Below are 13,305 nucleotides of genomic sequence, written 5' to 3' on the forward strand. Positions count from 1 at the left end.
CCCGTCCATCACACCCTTTCCGAACGGGGACCCACATGACTTCCTCGGACATCACCGCCTACCTGGACGGGCTCGACGGCCCGCTGCGTGACATCGGCGAGAGGGTCGGACACGTCGTCGACTCCGCCCTCCCCGCCGACTCCGGCGCGCTGTGGCACGGCCATCCCACCTGGAGCCTCGGGGACAAGCCGGGCCGGACCCCGGTCTGCCTGCTCAAGGCCTACACGTCCTACGTCACCTTCGGCCTCTGGCGCGGCCAGGACGTGGCCGATCCGTCAGGTCGGCTGGTCGCCGGAGCCCGCCGGATGGCCTCGGTGAAGCTCAGCCGTGCCGACGAGGTGGACCCCACCCTGTTCAGCGCGTGGCTCCGCCACGCCGTCGCCCTGGAGACGACATGACCACTCTGCGCGTGAAGGCCTTCGACCACCTGGTCCTCAATGTCGAGGACGTCGAACGGTCCCTGGACTTCTACACCGGACTCCTCGGCCTGGAACCCGTACGCGTCTCCGAATGGCGGCGCGGTCAGGCGCCGTTCCCGTCGGTGAGGGTCACCGCGGAGACCATCATCGACCTGATCGCCCATGCCCGCGGCGGGTCCAACGTCGACCACATCTGTCTCACCGTGGAACCGCTGGACTGGGACCAGGTCATCGCGTCGGGCTCCTTCACCGTGCTCGAGGGTCCCGTGGAACGCTTCGGCGCGCGGGGCACCGCCACCTCGGTCTACGTCCAGGACCCGGACGGCAACACCGTCGAACTGCGCTGGTACCCGCAGGACGTCACGCCATGACCCTGCCGAGGGCCGCGGTCCGGGGGCCGCCCCGGACCGCGCCCTCATGCGGTGGCTCAGTCGGCCAGCGGCAGATACACGCGGTTGCCCGCCTCGGCGAACTCCCGGGACTTCTGGAGCATGCCCTCCGAGATCTCCGCGGCGGAGGCGCCGTCGGCCACTTCCCCGCCGAACCGCTCGTTGATGTCCTGGCTGATCTTCATCGAGCAGAACTTCGGCCCGCACATGGAACAGAAGTGGGCCGTCTTGGCGGGCTCGGCCGGCAATGTCTGGTCGTGGAACTCCCGCGCCGTGTCCGGGTCGAGGGCCAGGTTGAACTGGTCCTCCCACCGGAACTCGAAGCGGGCGTCGGAGAGCGCGTCATCCCATTCCTGCGCACCTGGGTGCCCCTTGGCGAGGTCGGCTGCGTGGGCGGCGATCTTGTAGGTGATGACGCCGGTCTTGACGTCGTCACGATCGGGCAGGCCCAAGTGCTCCTTGGGCGTGACATAGCAGAGCATCGCCGTGCCCCACCAGGCGATCATCGCGGCACCGATGCCGGAAGTGATGTGGTCGTACGCCGGCGCGACGTCCGTCGTCAGCGGGCCGAGGGTATAGAACGGAGCTTCATCACAGATCTCCTGCTGAAGGTCGATGTTCTCCTTGATCTTGTGCATCGGGACGTGTCCCGGGCCTTCGATCATCGTCTGTACCTGAAAACGCTTCGCGACCTTGTTGAGTTCCCCGAGCGTCCTCAACTCGGCGAACTGCGCCGCGTCGTTGGCGTCCGCGATGGAGCCCGGCCGCAGCCCGTCGCCGAGCGAGTAGGTGACGTCGTACGCGGCGAGGATCTCGCAGAGTTCCTCGAAGTTCTCGTACAGGAACGACTCCTTGTGGTGCGCGAGGCACCAGGCGGCCATGATCGAGCCGCCGCGCGAGACGATGCCGGTCTTGCGGTTCGCGGTGAGCGGCACATACGCCAGGCGCACGCCCGCGTGGACCGTCATGTAGTCCACGCCCTGCTCGGCCTGCTCGATGACGGTGTCCTTGTAGATCTCCCAGGTCAGCTCCTCGGCACGGCCGTCGACCTTCTCCAGCGCCTGGTACAGCGGCACGGTGCCGATGGGTACGGGGGAGTTGCGCAGCACCCATTCCCGGGTGGTGTGGATGTTGCGGCCGGTGGACAGGTCCATGACCGTGTCAGCGCCCCAGCGGGTCGCCCAGGTCATCTTCTCGACCTCCTCCTCGATGGAGGACGTCACCGCGGAATTGCCGATGTTGGCGTTGACCTTCACCAGGAACCGCTTGCCGATGATCATCGGCTCGATCTCGGGATGGTTGACGTTCGCGGGCAGCACCGCCCGGCCCGCGGCGATCTCCTCCCGTACGACCTCGGGGTCGACGTTCTCGCGGACCGCCACGAACTCCATCTCGGGCGTGATCTCACCGCGCCTCGCGTAGGCGAGCTGGGTGACCGCCTGCCCGGACCGTCCCCGGCGCGGCTGACGCGGCCGGCCGGGGAAGACGGCGTCGAGATTGCGCAGCCCTCCCCGCGGGGACGTGTGCTTGATCCCGTCGTCCTCGGGACGGATGGGACGGCCCGCGTACTCCTCGGTGTCTCCACGGGCGATGATCCAGCCCTCACGCAGGGGGGCCAGCCCTCTGCGCACATCGGTGTCGACAGTCGGATCGGTGTACGGACCGGAGGTGTCGTACAGCGTCACGGACTGCCCGTTGGTGAGGTGCACCTGGCGGACCGGCACCCGCAGGTCGGGACGTGTACCCCCGACGTATGCCTTGTGCCAGCCGATGGACTGCTCGCCCTGCCCGCTCGGGGACGACGGAGAAACCCCGTCCGCCCGGCTGGAGACAGGCGTGCGTACATCCTTGTCGGTCATGAGACCTCTACTCCCTACGCCGGCATTACCCGGTAACAGGTTCAGCGGTCGACGCAGCGGCTTCCGATCGCCGATGTTTCATGTGAAACATCGCGAAGACGGAGGTCAGCGTCCTCTCAGCCCGGTGCTCCGAGCTCCCGCGTGTACAAAAGCGCCTCCACGCTAGCGTCATGTCTGGCGCGGTGAACAGAGGGCGCCTTGACGCACTTGCGATGATCGAGCGGTGACGACGACCCGGCAGCACCCGTTCCCCCCGTCCGAGCCACCACGCCGTCCCGGCTCCGACGGCGGCCGCGGGCATGGCTCCGGTATCAGCCACGAGCACGAGCACAGGCATGGACACGGCCCTGGAAGTGATCATCACGGTTCGGGAGACGGGTCGGGGCCGGATCCCCGTCGTGGGCACGACGAGCCGGTGAGCGCCGGGCACGGGCATTCCCACAGCCACGGTCCCGCCGCACCGGTCTCCAAGCATCTGCGCAAGGTCATCGCCGCGGTACTGATCCCCTTCGCGGTCGCGGTCGTGGCGGGTCTCGTGGTCCTGTGGCCCGGCGGCGCGCCGGGCCACGAGCGCACCGGTGTCGGCTTCGACCGACAGACCCAGCAGGCGACGGTCACCAGGATCGAGCTGGTGGACTGCAAGTCCGTGAACGCCGCTCCGGGAGCCTCGACGGGCGGCGCCACCGCCACCGGGGGTTCCTCCGCCCAGCGACAGACGGCGAAGGATTGCAAGAAGGCGACCGTCCGGATCGACACCGGGAAGGACGAGGGCCGCACGTTCACCGAGATCGTCCAGCCCGATCAGTCACGGCAGTTGGAGCAGGGCCAGAAGGTCGTTGTCGCGTACGAGCCGTCCGCTCCCAAGGAGCTCCAGTACTCGGTGACGGACGCGAACCGGAAGCTGCCTCTGGCACTGCTCGCCGTGATCTTCGCGGTGGTCGTCGTGGTGATCGGCAGGATGCGCGGCATCATGGCGCTGGTCGCCCTGGCCATCAGCTTCGTGATCCTGAACTTCTTCATCCTGCCCGCGATCCTGCAGGGCTCGAATCCTCTGCTCGTGGCCGTCGTCGGGTCCAGCGCGATCATGCTGATCGCGCTCTACATGTGTCATGGCCTGTCGGCCCGCACCTCCGTGGCGGTGGTCGGCACCCTGCTCTCCCTGGTGCTGATCGGTCTCCTCGGCTCGTTCTTCATCGACTGGGCCGTGCTGACCGGCAACACCGACGACAACACCGGTCTGATCCACGGTCTCTACCCGTCCATCGACATGAGCGGTCTGCTGCTGGCAGGTGTCATCATCGGCTCGCTCGGCGTCCTGGACGACGTGACGGTGACGCAGACGTCCGCGGTCTGGGAACTGCACGAGGCGAACCCCACGATGGGCTGGCGCGGTCTGTACCGCGCGGGCATCCGTATCGGCCGCGACCACATCGCGTCGGTCGTCAACACACTCGTCCTGGCCTACGCGGGCGCCGCGCTGCCGCTGCTGTTGCTCTTCTCGATCGCGCAGAGCAGCGTGGACGCCGTCGCCAACAGCGAACTGGTCGCCGAGGAGATCGTGCGCACGCTGGTCGGCTCGATCGGTCTGGTCGCCGCGGTGCCGGTGACGACCGCGCTGGCCGCCCTGGTGGTGGCCGCGGACCGCGAGGGCGGCGCCCCCGTCCCCGCGCAGCCGGCGACCGACAGGACCCCGGCACGAAGCGGGAAGGGACGCCGCCGCAAGCACTGACGCGTCCCGCGGAAACGCCGAAACCATCCTGCACCGGCGGCCCTTGTGAGGAAGCGTTCCTCCGCTCCGTGCCGGACAGGGCCTCAGCCCGCGCTCTGCTCCTCCGTGAGGATGCGGTCGAGCACCGCGTCCAAAGAGGTGTCGAAACCTTCGAGGGAGCGTTCCTGCCCGAGCGGCACGAGCCTGTCCGTCCGGTCGAGGAACGCGACGAGCGGCGCGGTCCCGGACCGGAACAGCGCGTGGTCACCGCCGACCTGAAGCCGGATCAGCACCTCGCCGAGCGCCTCCGGCTCGGCCGGAGCGATGTGCACATCGCCGTCGCCGCAGGGCCTGCCCACCCCGTCGATGAGCAGTTCCCGTCCGAACGCCCAGGTCACCGGCGCGTCGCCGGGCAGATGGAAGGTCAACCGCACGGCGTACGGATCACAGGTCTCGTATCGCAGCTCGACAGGAATGCGGAAGGACAGCTCCTCGGACACGAGGAAGCTCATCATGACCTCTGCCTGCACCGACTCGCGCATCGCCTACCCCGTCGTTTGCCGTCGACTGGCCAGGAGTCGTCCCACCTGACACTGCTGGAAATATTGCTCAACGTGCATGCCACATTACAAGGAGTGATTTTTCAGATACTGATAGAGAAGGCGAGTGTTCCTAGCCTCCGGCCGACCTCGCCCTGCAGCTTCCGCGCCGTGGGCATCAGCCGGTCACCCTGGTGGGAGGGGAGGGAGAAGGCCACGGCCGCGGCCGAACTGCCCGCGGTGACCGGGATCGCGGCGCAGACCGTGCCCAGCACGTACTCCTGCCGCTCGATCACCGGTTCCATCCGGCCCGTCCGCTCCAGGCGTCGTAGCAGGCGGTCCTCGTCACGCACCGTGTACGGGGTGAGAGCCCGCACCGGGTAGCGGTCGAGGTGGTCACGCCGGGACTTGTCGTCCAGCTGGGCCAGCAGACACTGGCCGACCGCGTGGGCGTGCCCGGTCTCGCGGAAGTCGGCCCATTCCTCGACCGCGGGATTCGCCGGGGTGTCGGCGACACACACGACCTCGATCTCACCCTCGCGGTAGACCGCGTAGTACACGGGTGCGCCGATCGCGTCGCGCCAGTGCGCGAGTGTGTCCCTCATCGTGCTGCGACGTTTCTGCCGCGCGCCGCTGCTGCTCAGCCGCTCGGCGGCCTCACCGAGGAAGAACAGCCCTCTGTCACGGCGCAGATAGCCCTCGTGGACCAGGGTGCGCAGCAGGTGGTAGGCGGTCGGCAACGCCAGCCCCGCCTCCCGGGCGAGCTGCTTGGCGGGGGCTCCCTGCTCACGCGAGGCGACGGCCTCCAGCAGACGCATCGCGCGCTGGACCGAGCCGATCAGCGTGGTGGTGTGGGAGTCCAGGGGAGCGGCCTCCGGCTGCCCCTGCGCGGTGCTGCCGATCCTTGCCTGGCCCACGGCCGTCGGGAGTGGGCCGCGGGTCCCCGACGGTCCGGTGGGCCCTTTCGCCGGCGCGGTGCGCCGGGCTGGTTCCCCCGCCACCGGAGTCCGGGGCTCCGCCTGCTTCCCGGGCGGAGCCGAGGGGGCGCGCGAGAGGGGTGGCTCCCCCGGCGAGGTACGCGGCTGAACCGGTGGAACGCGGGTCGCCGTCGGCGTACCCGGTCGCCGGGAGGGTGGAGCGACGGATGGTGCGGGTGCGGTGTCAACCGTGGCCAAGAGGCACTCCGAAGAGCGAGGAGGACCGCCCGTGCGGGAAATCACGGGAGGGGGCTGTGCGCTGCCCGCGGGGTCGGACCCGCGTCGAGTTCCGGACTCTAACGGCCCGTCACCGCTCGGAGGCGGCCTCGACGGAAAACTTCCCCCGGCCGAGGGAACCTTGGGTTCCCTTTCCCCTTTTTCCGTTACCTGTCGCTCACCCTCGCGTGCCTCACCAGTCGCTGCGCGAGGAGGAACCCGACATGAACTTCCGCACGATGAAGATCAGCCCGCCGACCAGCGCGACGAAGACGAGCAGCTTGAAGAGCAGGCCGATGACGAACCCGACGATGCTCGCTATCAGACCGCCGAACACCACGAGGGCGATGACCGGCACCGCGACCCACTTCACCCACCACGGCATACCGCTGAAGATCTCCTGCATCGCCCTGTCCTTGCCTTCCTCGCCCGTCGTCCCGCTCCGGGACACTGATTCCGGGTTCTCTGATGTCTCGCATCCGATGCTAGGCCGGGGAAGGGCCCGTGCGGGGGCCTCGCACCCCTTGTCCTCCCCTGACCGTTCCCCTAGGGAACCCTGAGACGCGGGGTCAGCTCTCGGGCGGAGAGAACATCACCAGGACCCGCAGGTCCTCCGTGATGTGGTGGAACTTGTGGGCGACCCCGGCAGGCACGTAGACGACGCTTCCCCGGGCCACCTGGGTGGTCTCCAGGCCGACCGTGATCGACGCCCGCCCACTGACGACGAAGTACACCTCGTCCTGGGCATGCGGCTTCTGCGGGTCCATGGCGCCCGCGTCGAGGGCGTACAGCCCGACCGACATGTTCCGCTCACGCAGAAACTGCAGGTACGCACCGTCGTTGGCGGCACGCTCCGCCTCCAGTTCATCAAGCCGGAATGCCTTCATCGCCCTCGTCCGCCTCTGTGCACCACAGGCTGTTTCCACAGCCTCTTCTGGCCAGTCGATCTCTCTGCCACGATCAGACACATGAAGAATTTCGTAGTCAAGACGCTCGCCAACGCGGGGGCCCTGGCCGTCGCCGTCTGGTTGCTCGACGAGATAACCCTGACGGGCGACAGCACGGGCGGACAGATAGCCACCCTCCTCCTCGTCGCGCTGGTCTTCGGAGTGGTGAACTCCCTCGTCAAGCCGATCGTGAAGGTGCTGACCTTCCCGCTCTTCATCCTCACCCTCGGCCTGATCACCCTTGTGGTGAACGCCTTGATGCTGCTGCTCACCTCGTGGTTCGCCGACAAACTCGACCTGAGCTTCCACGTGGAGGGCTTCTGGACCGCCGTCCTGGGCGGCCTGATCATCTCCGTCGTCTCCTGGGCGCTCAACGTCGTGCTGCCCGACGGCGACTGAAACGACCGGGAGGTTCCCATGACCTACCGCGTCTGCTTCGTCTGCACCGGAAACATCTGCCGCTCGCCGATGGCCGAGTCCGTCTTCCGCGCCCACGTGGCGCGGGCCGGACTCGACGGACTCGTCGAGGTCGACAGCGCCGGCACGGACGGCTGGCACGAGGGCGACGGAGCCGACGAACGCACCGTCGCCGTACTGGAGTCGAACGGCTACGAGAGCCACCACGCGGCCCGCCGGTTCCAGGCCTCGTGGTTCTCCCGCCTCGATCTCGTCATCGCTCTCGACACAGGCCACCTCAAGGCCCTGCGCCGCCTCGCGGACAGTGCCGGGGACGCCGGGAAGATCCGGCTGCTGCGCTCGTACGACCCCGCCGCGGGAGACGACCTGGACGTCCCTGATCCGTACTACGGACAGATGGGCGGTTTCGAGGAATGTCTTGAGATGGTGGAGGCGGCGAGCCCCGGGCTGCTCGCCGCGGTACGAGAGCAAGTGGAGGGACGAGCGGCATGACGTCAGGGGATTTCGTCACGGCGGACGACGAGGGCACCGGCCCCGCGGGAGAGCGGGCGGAGACACCGGTGACGGCGGCGGGCGACGGCACACGGGCGGTACGCGCCGGGCTGCCCGAGCCCGTCAAGTACGAGCCGACCCTTCCCGGGCCGGTCTTCGCCGCGCACTTCCATCTGCCCGGTGAGGCCACCGGCCCCTACACCTACGGCCGTGACGAGAACCCGACCTGGACGCTCCTGGAGCGCGCCATCGGCGAGCTGGAGGCACCCGGACAGGAGTCCGTCGAGACCCTCTCCTTCCCCTCCGGCATGGCCGCCATCTCCGCGGTGCTCTTCTCGCAGCTGCGGGCCGGCGACGTCGTCGTCCTTCCCGACGACGGCTACCAGGTGCTTCCGCTGGTGCGTGAGCAGCTCAACGCGTTCGGCGTCGAGGTGCGCACCGCCCCCACCGCCGGCGACGCCCAGCTCGAGGTGCTGGACGGCGCGAAGCTGCTGTGGATCGAGACGCCGTCGAACCCGGGTCTCGATGTCTGCGACCTTCGACGCCTCGTCGCGGCCGCGCATGCGCAGGGCACGCTCGTCGCCGTGGACAACACGCTGGCCACCCCGCTCGGGCAGCGTCCGCTGGAGCTGGGCGCCGACTTCTCCGTGGCCAGCGGCACCAAGATGCTCACCGGGCACGGCGACGTCCTCCTCGGGTACGTCACCGGCAGGAACGCCGGTCTGATGGCTCCCGTACGACGCTGGCGCAAGGTCGTCGGTGCCATCCCCGGCCCCATGGAGGCATGGCTGGCCCACCGCTCGCTCGCCACGCTCCAGCTCAGGGCCGACCGGCAGACCGCCACCGCGAAGACGATCGCCGAAGTCCTGCGGGACCGTCCCGAGGTGACGGGGCTGCGCTACCCGGGACTGCCCGAGGACCCCTCGTACAAGATCGCCTCGCAGCAGATGCGCCGCTTCGGATGCGTCGTCTCCTTCACGCTGCCCTCGCGCGAGCGTGCGGAGCGTTTCCTCGACGCGCTGCGTCTGGTGGACGACGCCACCAGCTTCGGCGGGGTACGGTCCACGGCCGAGCGGCGCGGGCGGTGGGGTGGCGACGCCGTCCCGGAAGGCTTCATCCGCTTCTCCGTCGGCGCCGAGGACCCCGAGGACCTGGTGACGGACATCCTGCGGGCCCTCGACGCATCCGCGCGGTAGGGCTTCCGGCACCGCGGGACCAGCGCCCCGCTACGCACGACGGACGGTCCGAGCCTCCCCCCTCGTGGCTCGGACCGTCCCGGTTCTGCGCGCGAAGAACCGCGCGAACAAGGCTAGTTGACTCTGTGTCAGTGTCCAATCACCGTAGCGACAGAGACCTATCGACTTATTTATAGTTGGGGCTCGCACGGGGTGCTGAAAGGGGAGAGGCACCATGGACCTGGCCTTGCTGCGCACGTTCGTGACCGTGCACCGGGCCGGCTCCTTCACTCGTGCCGCCGCACTGCTCGGCCTGTCCCAGCCGGCCGTCACATCGCAGATCCGCACGCTGGAGCGCCAGTTGGGGCGACCCCTGTTCCTGCGCCAGGCGCGCGGGGTGACTCCCACGACCATCGGTGACGAACTCGCCCACAAGGCGGCACCGCATCTCGACGCCCTCGTGGAGATCACCGAGACCGGTCTCGACGAGGACTCGCCCCTTCGCACCCTGCATCTCGCCGGGCCTCCCGAGTTCACCACGGAACGCGCGCTGCCCGTTCTCATGGAACTGACCGGCGACGACGGCCAGGGCTTCGCGCTGCGCGCCTCCTTCGGCAACGCGGAGGAGACGATGGAGGGACTGGCCGCCGGACATCATGATCTGGCCATGACGACGGCCCAGCCACGGGGCGCACTTCTCACCGCGACTCCGCTCTGCGACGAAGAGCACGTCCTGGTCGCCGCTCCGCGCTGGGCTGCCGAGATCGGTCCGGGCAAACTCCGCCGCAAGGGCGCCCACGCTCTCAAGGACTTGCCCATCGTCGAGGTCCACGAGTCGCTGCCGCTCGTCGCCCGCTACTGGGCCTCGGTCTTCGACTGCCGCCCCGCGGTCTCCGGCACGGTGATCGTCCCGGATCTCCGGGCGGTCCTCGCCTGCGCCAGCGCGGGCGCGGGCCTCGCCGTCCTGCCCCGATACCTCTGCTCCGACGCCGTCGAGCGCGGAGACGTCGTGGCGCTCCTCGACCCCGCCGTACCCCCGCTGCGTACGTACTTCCTGGTCGTGCGGACCGGAACGCTGGCAATGCCGCACATCGCCCGAGCGCACGAGTGGCTGCTGCGGGCGGCCTCCGACTGGAGCTGAGACCGGCGGGGACGGGAAGCCAGGAGCCTCGGCAGGTATGCCGCCGCCCAGGGCCAGGACGGGCTGCTCGCACGAGGGCCGTCGCCCGCCTTCCCCGGGCCCAGGACTTTCTGCAGGGCTTTCCCACGGAATCGCGGCCGCACGATGTTTCACGTGGAACCGGCCGGGCCACATTTCTCCCATGACCGTCCGACCCGTGGTCAAGCGCACCGCACGTGCCGTCCTGCTCGACGGTGACGACCTGATCCTGATCAAGCGCACCAAGCCCGGCGTCGATCCCTACTGGCTCACACCAGGTGGCGGGGTCGAACCGGAGGACACGACTGTCGTCGAGGCGCTCCATCGCGAGGTGCACGAGGAACTCGGCGCCAAGATCGTCGACGTGGTCCCCTGCTTCGTCGACACGGTCGAGCACATCGGCGACGACGGCGGCGCGACCGGTGTGAAGGTCCAGCACTTCTTCGTCTGCCGGCTGGAGTCCATGGATCCGTCCCTGCGGCACGGTCCCGAGGTGGACGAGCCCAGCGGCGAGTACGAGATCGTCCGCATCCCGTTCACCCGGGTGGGAATCGCCTCCGTCCATCTCGTGCCCCTGTCGCTGAGGCACTATCTCGACGGCAACATCGAGGGCGTACGCGCCATGCACGCACCCGACCTGGGCTGACCGGGAGAGATGCCGGAGCGAGTCGGCCGTCCGGTCACCCGGTGCGCCCTACCGCCCCACCAGCCGATACGCGGCGCCCAGGTCCCGTCCCGTGTAGGAATGCGTGGCGAGGCCGCTCAGATGCCGGTCCGCGTTGACCGCGACCGACACCGGTACGACGCCGAAGAGATCCCTGTCCGACCCCGAGTCGCCATAGGCGACGCAGTCGGCTCGGCTCACCCCGAACTCCGCACAGAGCAGATCTGCGACCTGCACCTTTGCCGCGGCACTGAGAACACCCGCCGGATCCAACGGCTCCACGAAAGGCACCGCGGGAAAGCGCGAGCCGTGAGCCGCGTGCGCTCCCCACGACAGCAGGCGCTCCACGAAGAAGGACGGTGACAGCGAGACGACGGCGCAGTAGTCGCCGTTCCGGCGGATGTCCCTCCAGACGTCCTCGATCCCTGACATCCAGGGCGCACCGTCGAAAGCCGCCGTCACATGCGCCTCGGTGAGATCCGCCCACAGAGCATGCACCTGGGCCGCGTACTCCGGGGGGCCTATGCGCCCCTCGGAGATGGCCTTTTCGAGCGCGATGGTCTCGGCTTCCAGGCCGAGTTGCCGGGAGATCTCCAACGGCGCGGTGCTGCCGTGGAGCAGCGTACCGTCGAGGTCGAAGAGATGAAGTCTCGCCATGTTCGCCGAGGCTACTGGGCCAACCAGCTTTCATAGACGGGGGTTTCATGTGAAACCCCCGGCCGTTCACCATCGCTGGTGCGGCCTGTGGCCGAAAGCCGGCAGGAGTACCGGGAAAGCGGTGGACGGCAGAGGTCCATCTCGGACAGCCTGACCTGCGTGTCGACTCCTTCCCTCACCGCTCTGCCCATTCGCCGCCTGACGCCCCGCGACCTCGTCGCCTGTGCCGACTTGTCCGAGGACCGGGGCTGGCCCCGTGAGGAACACAAGTGGGGTCTATTGCTCGCCGGGGGGACCGGATACGGCATCGACGACCCCGCCGGCGGTCTCGTCACCGCGTGCGTCGTGACGGAATACGGACCGCGCGAGCGTCCCGAACTGGCCGCGATCGGCATGGTCCTCGTCGCCGAGCGACACGCACGCCAGGGGGTCGGCCGTCGTCTGATGCGGCACGTCGTCGAGGAGATGGGCACGACCCCGCTGACCCTGCACGCCACCCCGTACGGACTCCCGCTCTACGAGGAGCTGGGCTTCAAGGTCACCGGCCGGTCGGAGATGGTCCGTGGAGTCTTCACTCCTGACGGCTCCGAGCCCGGGATCTTCACCCGTCCGGCCACGGCCGAGGATCTCGCCCCGGTCCTGCGACTGGACGAAGAGGTCTTCGGCGTCGACCGCACCCACATGATCGCGCGGCTGCCCGCCTTCGCCGACCAGCTCCGCGTGGCCGAGGAGAACGGCCGGATCATCGGCTTCGCGGCCGCCTGGCCCAACATGACCACCCAGGTCGTGGGCCCCCTGATCGCCCGGGACACGAGGACGGCGAAGGCTCTCGTCTCCTCGCTCGCCGCCCACACCGACCGTCCGCTGCGTACCGACATCGACACGCGGCACGAGGAGCTGCTGCGCTGGCTGAAGGAACGCGGGCTGGCTTCCGTCGCCTTCAACGCGGTCATGACGCACAAGATCCCGGAACTTCCCGGCGACTGGACCCGCCGCTTCGCACCTCTGACCGTGGCCGCCGGCTAGGGACAACGAATCCGGACGCGCGGTGTGCCGGATCGGGGCGCTGCCGCCAGGATCCTGTCGTGCGCAGACCGCGTGAGTGCTCCGCCGGCATCCACAATAATTGCAGGCGCGGGCTATTGCGATAGTGCTCTATCCTGGACTGAGCCGCTCCGGGACGGAGGAAACGCCATGACAGCCAAGGACCCCGCGCTCACCGCCCTCGCCCAGGGATGGTGCGCGCTCTCCCTGCTCCACGGGAGGATCGAGGCCCACATCGAGCGGGCCCTGCAGTCCGAGCACGGGCTCAGCGTGCGCGAGTACTCCCTGCTCGACGTGCTCAGCCGACAGCACGACGGCGAGGGCGGGCATCTCCAGATGAAGCAGGTCGCGGACGCGGTCGTCCTCAGCCAGAGCGCCACCACCCGGCTGGTCACCCGCCTCGAGGACCGCGGACTGCTCGCCCGCTATCTCTGCCCGACCGACCGGCGTGGCATCTACACGAACGTCAGCGACGCGGGACTCGAGCTCCTCTCCGAAGCGCGGCCCACCAATGACGCCGCACTGCGCGAAGCACTCGACGACGCGGCCGAGAACCCTGACCTGGCGCCCCTGGTCCGGGTCGTGGAGTCGTTGAACGCGCCCGTCCACTCCGCGACTTCCGTGAGCGTGCCCTCGTAGGGTG

Annotated in this window: 16 protein-coding genes and 1 riboswitch; of the genes, 10 read left to right on the forward strand and 6 right to left on the reverse strand. The window is 68.9% G+C overall.

From position 1 onward, the window contains the following. Positions 1 to 35 precede the first annotated feature (35 nt). Both ACFW6B_RS13195 and ACFW6B_RS13200 read left to right on the forward strand, forming a co-directional pair. Complete coding sequence (locus tag ACFW6B_RS13195; RefSeq protein ID WP_386595181.1) at positions 36 to 398, forward strand: DUF1801 domain-containing protein; 363 nt, start codon at positions 36 to 38, stop codon at positions 396 to 398. Continuing rightward, positions 395 to 790: a VOC family protein gene (locus ACFW6B_RS13200; protein ID WP_386595183.1), complete on the forward strand. Its 396-nt coding sequence runs from the start codon at positions 395 to 397 to the stop codon at positions 788 to 790. The genes ACFW6B_RS13195 and ACFW6B_RS13200 overlap by 4 nt, the downstream gene beginning before the upstream one ends. 56 nt (positions 791 to 846) lie before the next feature. On the opposite strand, the gene thiC is transcribed toward ACFW6B_RS13200, so the two are convergent. Then, complete coding sequence (gene thiC / locus ACFW6B_RS13205) at positions 847 to 2,667, reverse strand: phosphomethylpyrimidine synthase ThiC (protein WP_386595185.1); 1,821 nt, start codon at positions 2,665 to 2,667, stop codon at positions 847 to 849. Next, positions 2,662 to 2,818, reverse strand: a riboswitch (TPP riboswitch). Its footprint overlaps the gene before it by 6 nt. A 72-nt stretch (positions 2,819 to 2,890) precedes the next feature. On the opposite strand from thiC, the gene ACFW6B_RS13210 reads away from it, so the two are divergent. Beyond that, the gene (locus tag ACFW6B_RS13210; RefSeq protein WP_386595187.1) at positions 2,891 to 4,396 is read left to right on the forward strand and encodes a YibE/F family protein; all 1,506 of its coding nucleotides are present in this window, start codon (positions 2,891 to 2,893) and stop codon (positions 4,394 to 4,396) included. An 83-nt stretch (positions 4,397 to 4,479) separates the two neighbouring features. On the opposite strand, the gene ACFW6B_RS13215 is transcribed toward ACFW6B_RS13210, so the two are convergent. The 4 genes from ACFW6B_RS13215 to ACFW6B_RS13230 form a co-directional block, all read right to left on the reverse strand. Then, positions 4,480 to 4,917, reverse strand: a complete 438-nt coding sequence (locus ACFW6B_RS13215; protein ID WP_037615045.1) for an SsgA family sporulation/cell division regulator — start codon at positions 4,915 to 4,917, stop codon at positions 4,480 to 4,482. 101 nt (positions 4,918 to 5,018) lie between these two features. Next, a complete protein-coding gene (locus tag ACFW6B_RS13220) occupies positions 5,019 to 5,756 on the reverse strand; it encodes an IclR family transcriptional regulator (protein WP_386595350.1) in 738 nt (245 codons plus the stop codon). 544 nt (positions 5,757 to 6,300) lie between these two features. Continuing rightward, positions 6,301 to 6,513 carry a DUF5326 family protein gene (locus ACFW6B_RS13225; RefSeq protein WP_386595188.1) on the reverse strand — a complete coding sequence of 71 codons (213 nt, stop codon included), beginning with the start codon at positions 6,511 to 6,513 and terminating at the stop codon, positions 6,301 to 6,303. Positions 6,514 to 6,676: 163 nt separating this feature from the next. Further along, entirely contained in the window at positions 6,677 to 6,994 is a 318-nt protein-coding gene (locus tag ACFW6B_RS13230) for a cupin domain-containing protein (protein ID WP_386595190.1), read from the reverse strand. Positions 6,995 to 7,075: 81 nt separating this feature from the next. On the opposite strand from ACFW6B_RS13230, the gene ACFW6B_RS13235 reads away from it, so the two are divergent. The 5 genes from ACFW6B_RS13235 (at position 7,076) to ACFW6B_RS13255 (ending at position 10,943) form a co-directional block, all read left to right on the forward strand. Beyond that, the gene (locus ACFW6B_RS13235; protein ID WP_386595192.1) at positions 7,076 to 7,453 is read left to right on the forward strand and encodes a phage holin family protein; all 378 of its coding nucleotides are present in this window, start codon (positions 7,076 to 7,078) and stop codon (positions 7,451 to 7,453) included. A gap of 18 nt (positions 7,454 to 7,471) precedes the next feature. Continuing rightward, positions 7,472 to 7,963: a low molecular weight protein-tyrosine-phosphatase gene (locus tag ACFW6B_RS13240; protein WP_386595194.1), complete on the forward strand. Its 492-nt coding sequence runs from the start codon at positions 7,472 to 7,474 to the stop codon at positions 7,961 to 7,963. Beyond that, complete coding sequence (locus ACFW6B_RS13245) at positions 7,960 to 9,159, forward strand: cystathionine gamma-lyase (RefSeq protein ID WP_386595196.1); 1,200 nt, start codon at positions 7,960 to 7,962, stop codon at positions 9,157 to 9,159. Before ACFW6B_RS13240 ends, ACFW6B_RS13245 begins: the two co-directional genes overlap by 4 nt. A 214-nt stretch (positions 9,160 to 9,373) precedes the next feature. Continuing rightward, the gene (locus ACFW6B_RS13250) at positions 9,374 to 10,279 is read left to right on the forward strand and encodes a LysR family transcriptional regulator (RefSeq protein ID WP_386595198.1); all 906 of its coding nucleotides are present in this window, start codon (positions 9,374 to 9,376) and stop codon (positions 10,277 to 10,279) included. A gap of 181 nt (positions 10,280 to 10,460) precedes the next feature. After that, a complete protein-coding gene (locus ACFW6B_RS13255; protein WP_386595200.1) occupies positions 10,461 to 10,943 on the forward strand; it encodes an NUDIX domain-containing protein in 483 nt (160 codons plus the stop codon). 48 nt (positions 10,944 to 10,991) lie between these two features. Here ACFW6B_RS13255 and ACFW6B_RS13260 read toward each other — a convergent pair whose 3' ends face one another. Continuing rightward, positions 10,992 to 11,618 carry an HAD family hydrolase gene (locus tag ACFW6B_RS13260; protein ID WP_386595202.1) on the reverse strand — a complete coding sequence of 209 codons (627 nt, stop codon included), beginning with the start codon at positions 11,616 to 11,618 and terminating at the stop codon, positions 10,992 to 10,994. Positions 11,619 to 11,777: 159 nt separating this feature from the next. Here ACFW6B_RS13260 and ACFW6B_RS13265 point away from each other — a divergent pair, with 159 nt between their 5' ends. After that, positions 11,778 to 12,644 (forward strand): GNAT family N-acetyltransferase, encoded by an 867-nt coding sequence (locus ACFW6B_RS13265; RefSeq protein ID WP_386595204.1) that lies wholly within the window; start codon positions 11,778 to 11,780, stop codon positions 12,642 to 12,644. Positions 12,645 to 12,812: 168 nt separating this feature from the next. Continuing rightward, positions 12,813 to 13,301: a MarR family winged helix-turn-helix transcriptional regulator gene (locus tag ACFW6B_RS13270; RefSeq protein ID WP_386595205.1), complete on the forward strand. Its 489-nt coding sequence runs from the start codon at positions 12,813 to 12,815 to the stop codon at positions 13,299 to 13,301. The last annotated feature ends 4 nt before the right edge of the window (positions 13,302 to 13,305 follow it).

The organism is Streptomyces sp. NPDC058751 (assembly GCF_042746485.1).
Lineage (GTDB): Bacteria > Actinomycetota > Actinomycetes > Streptomycetales > Streptomycetaceae > Streptomyces.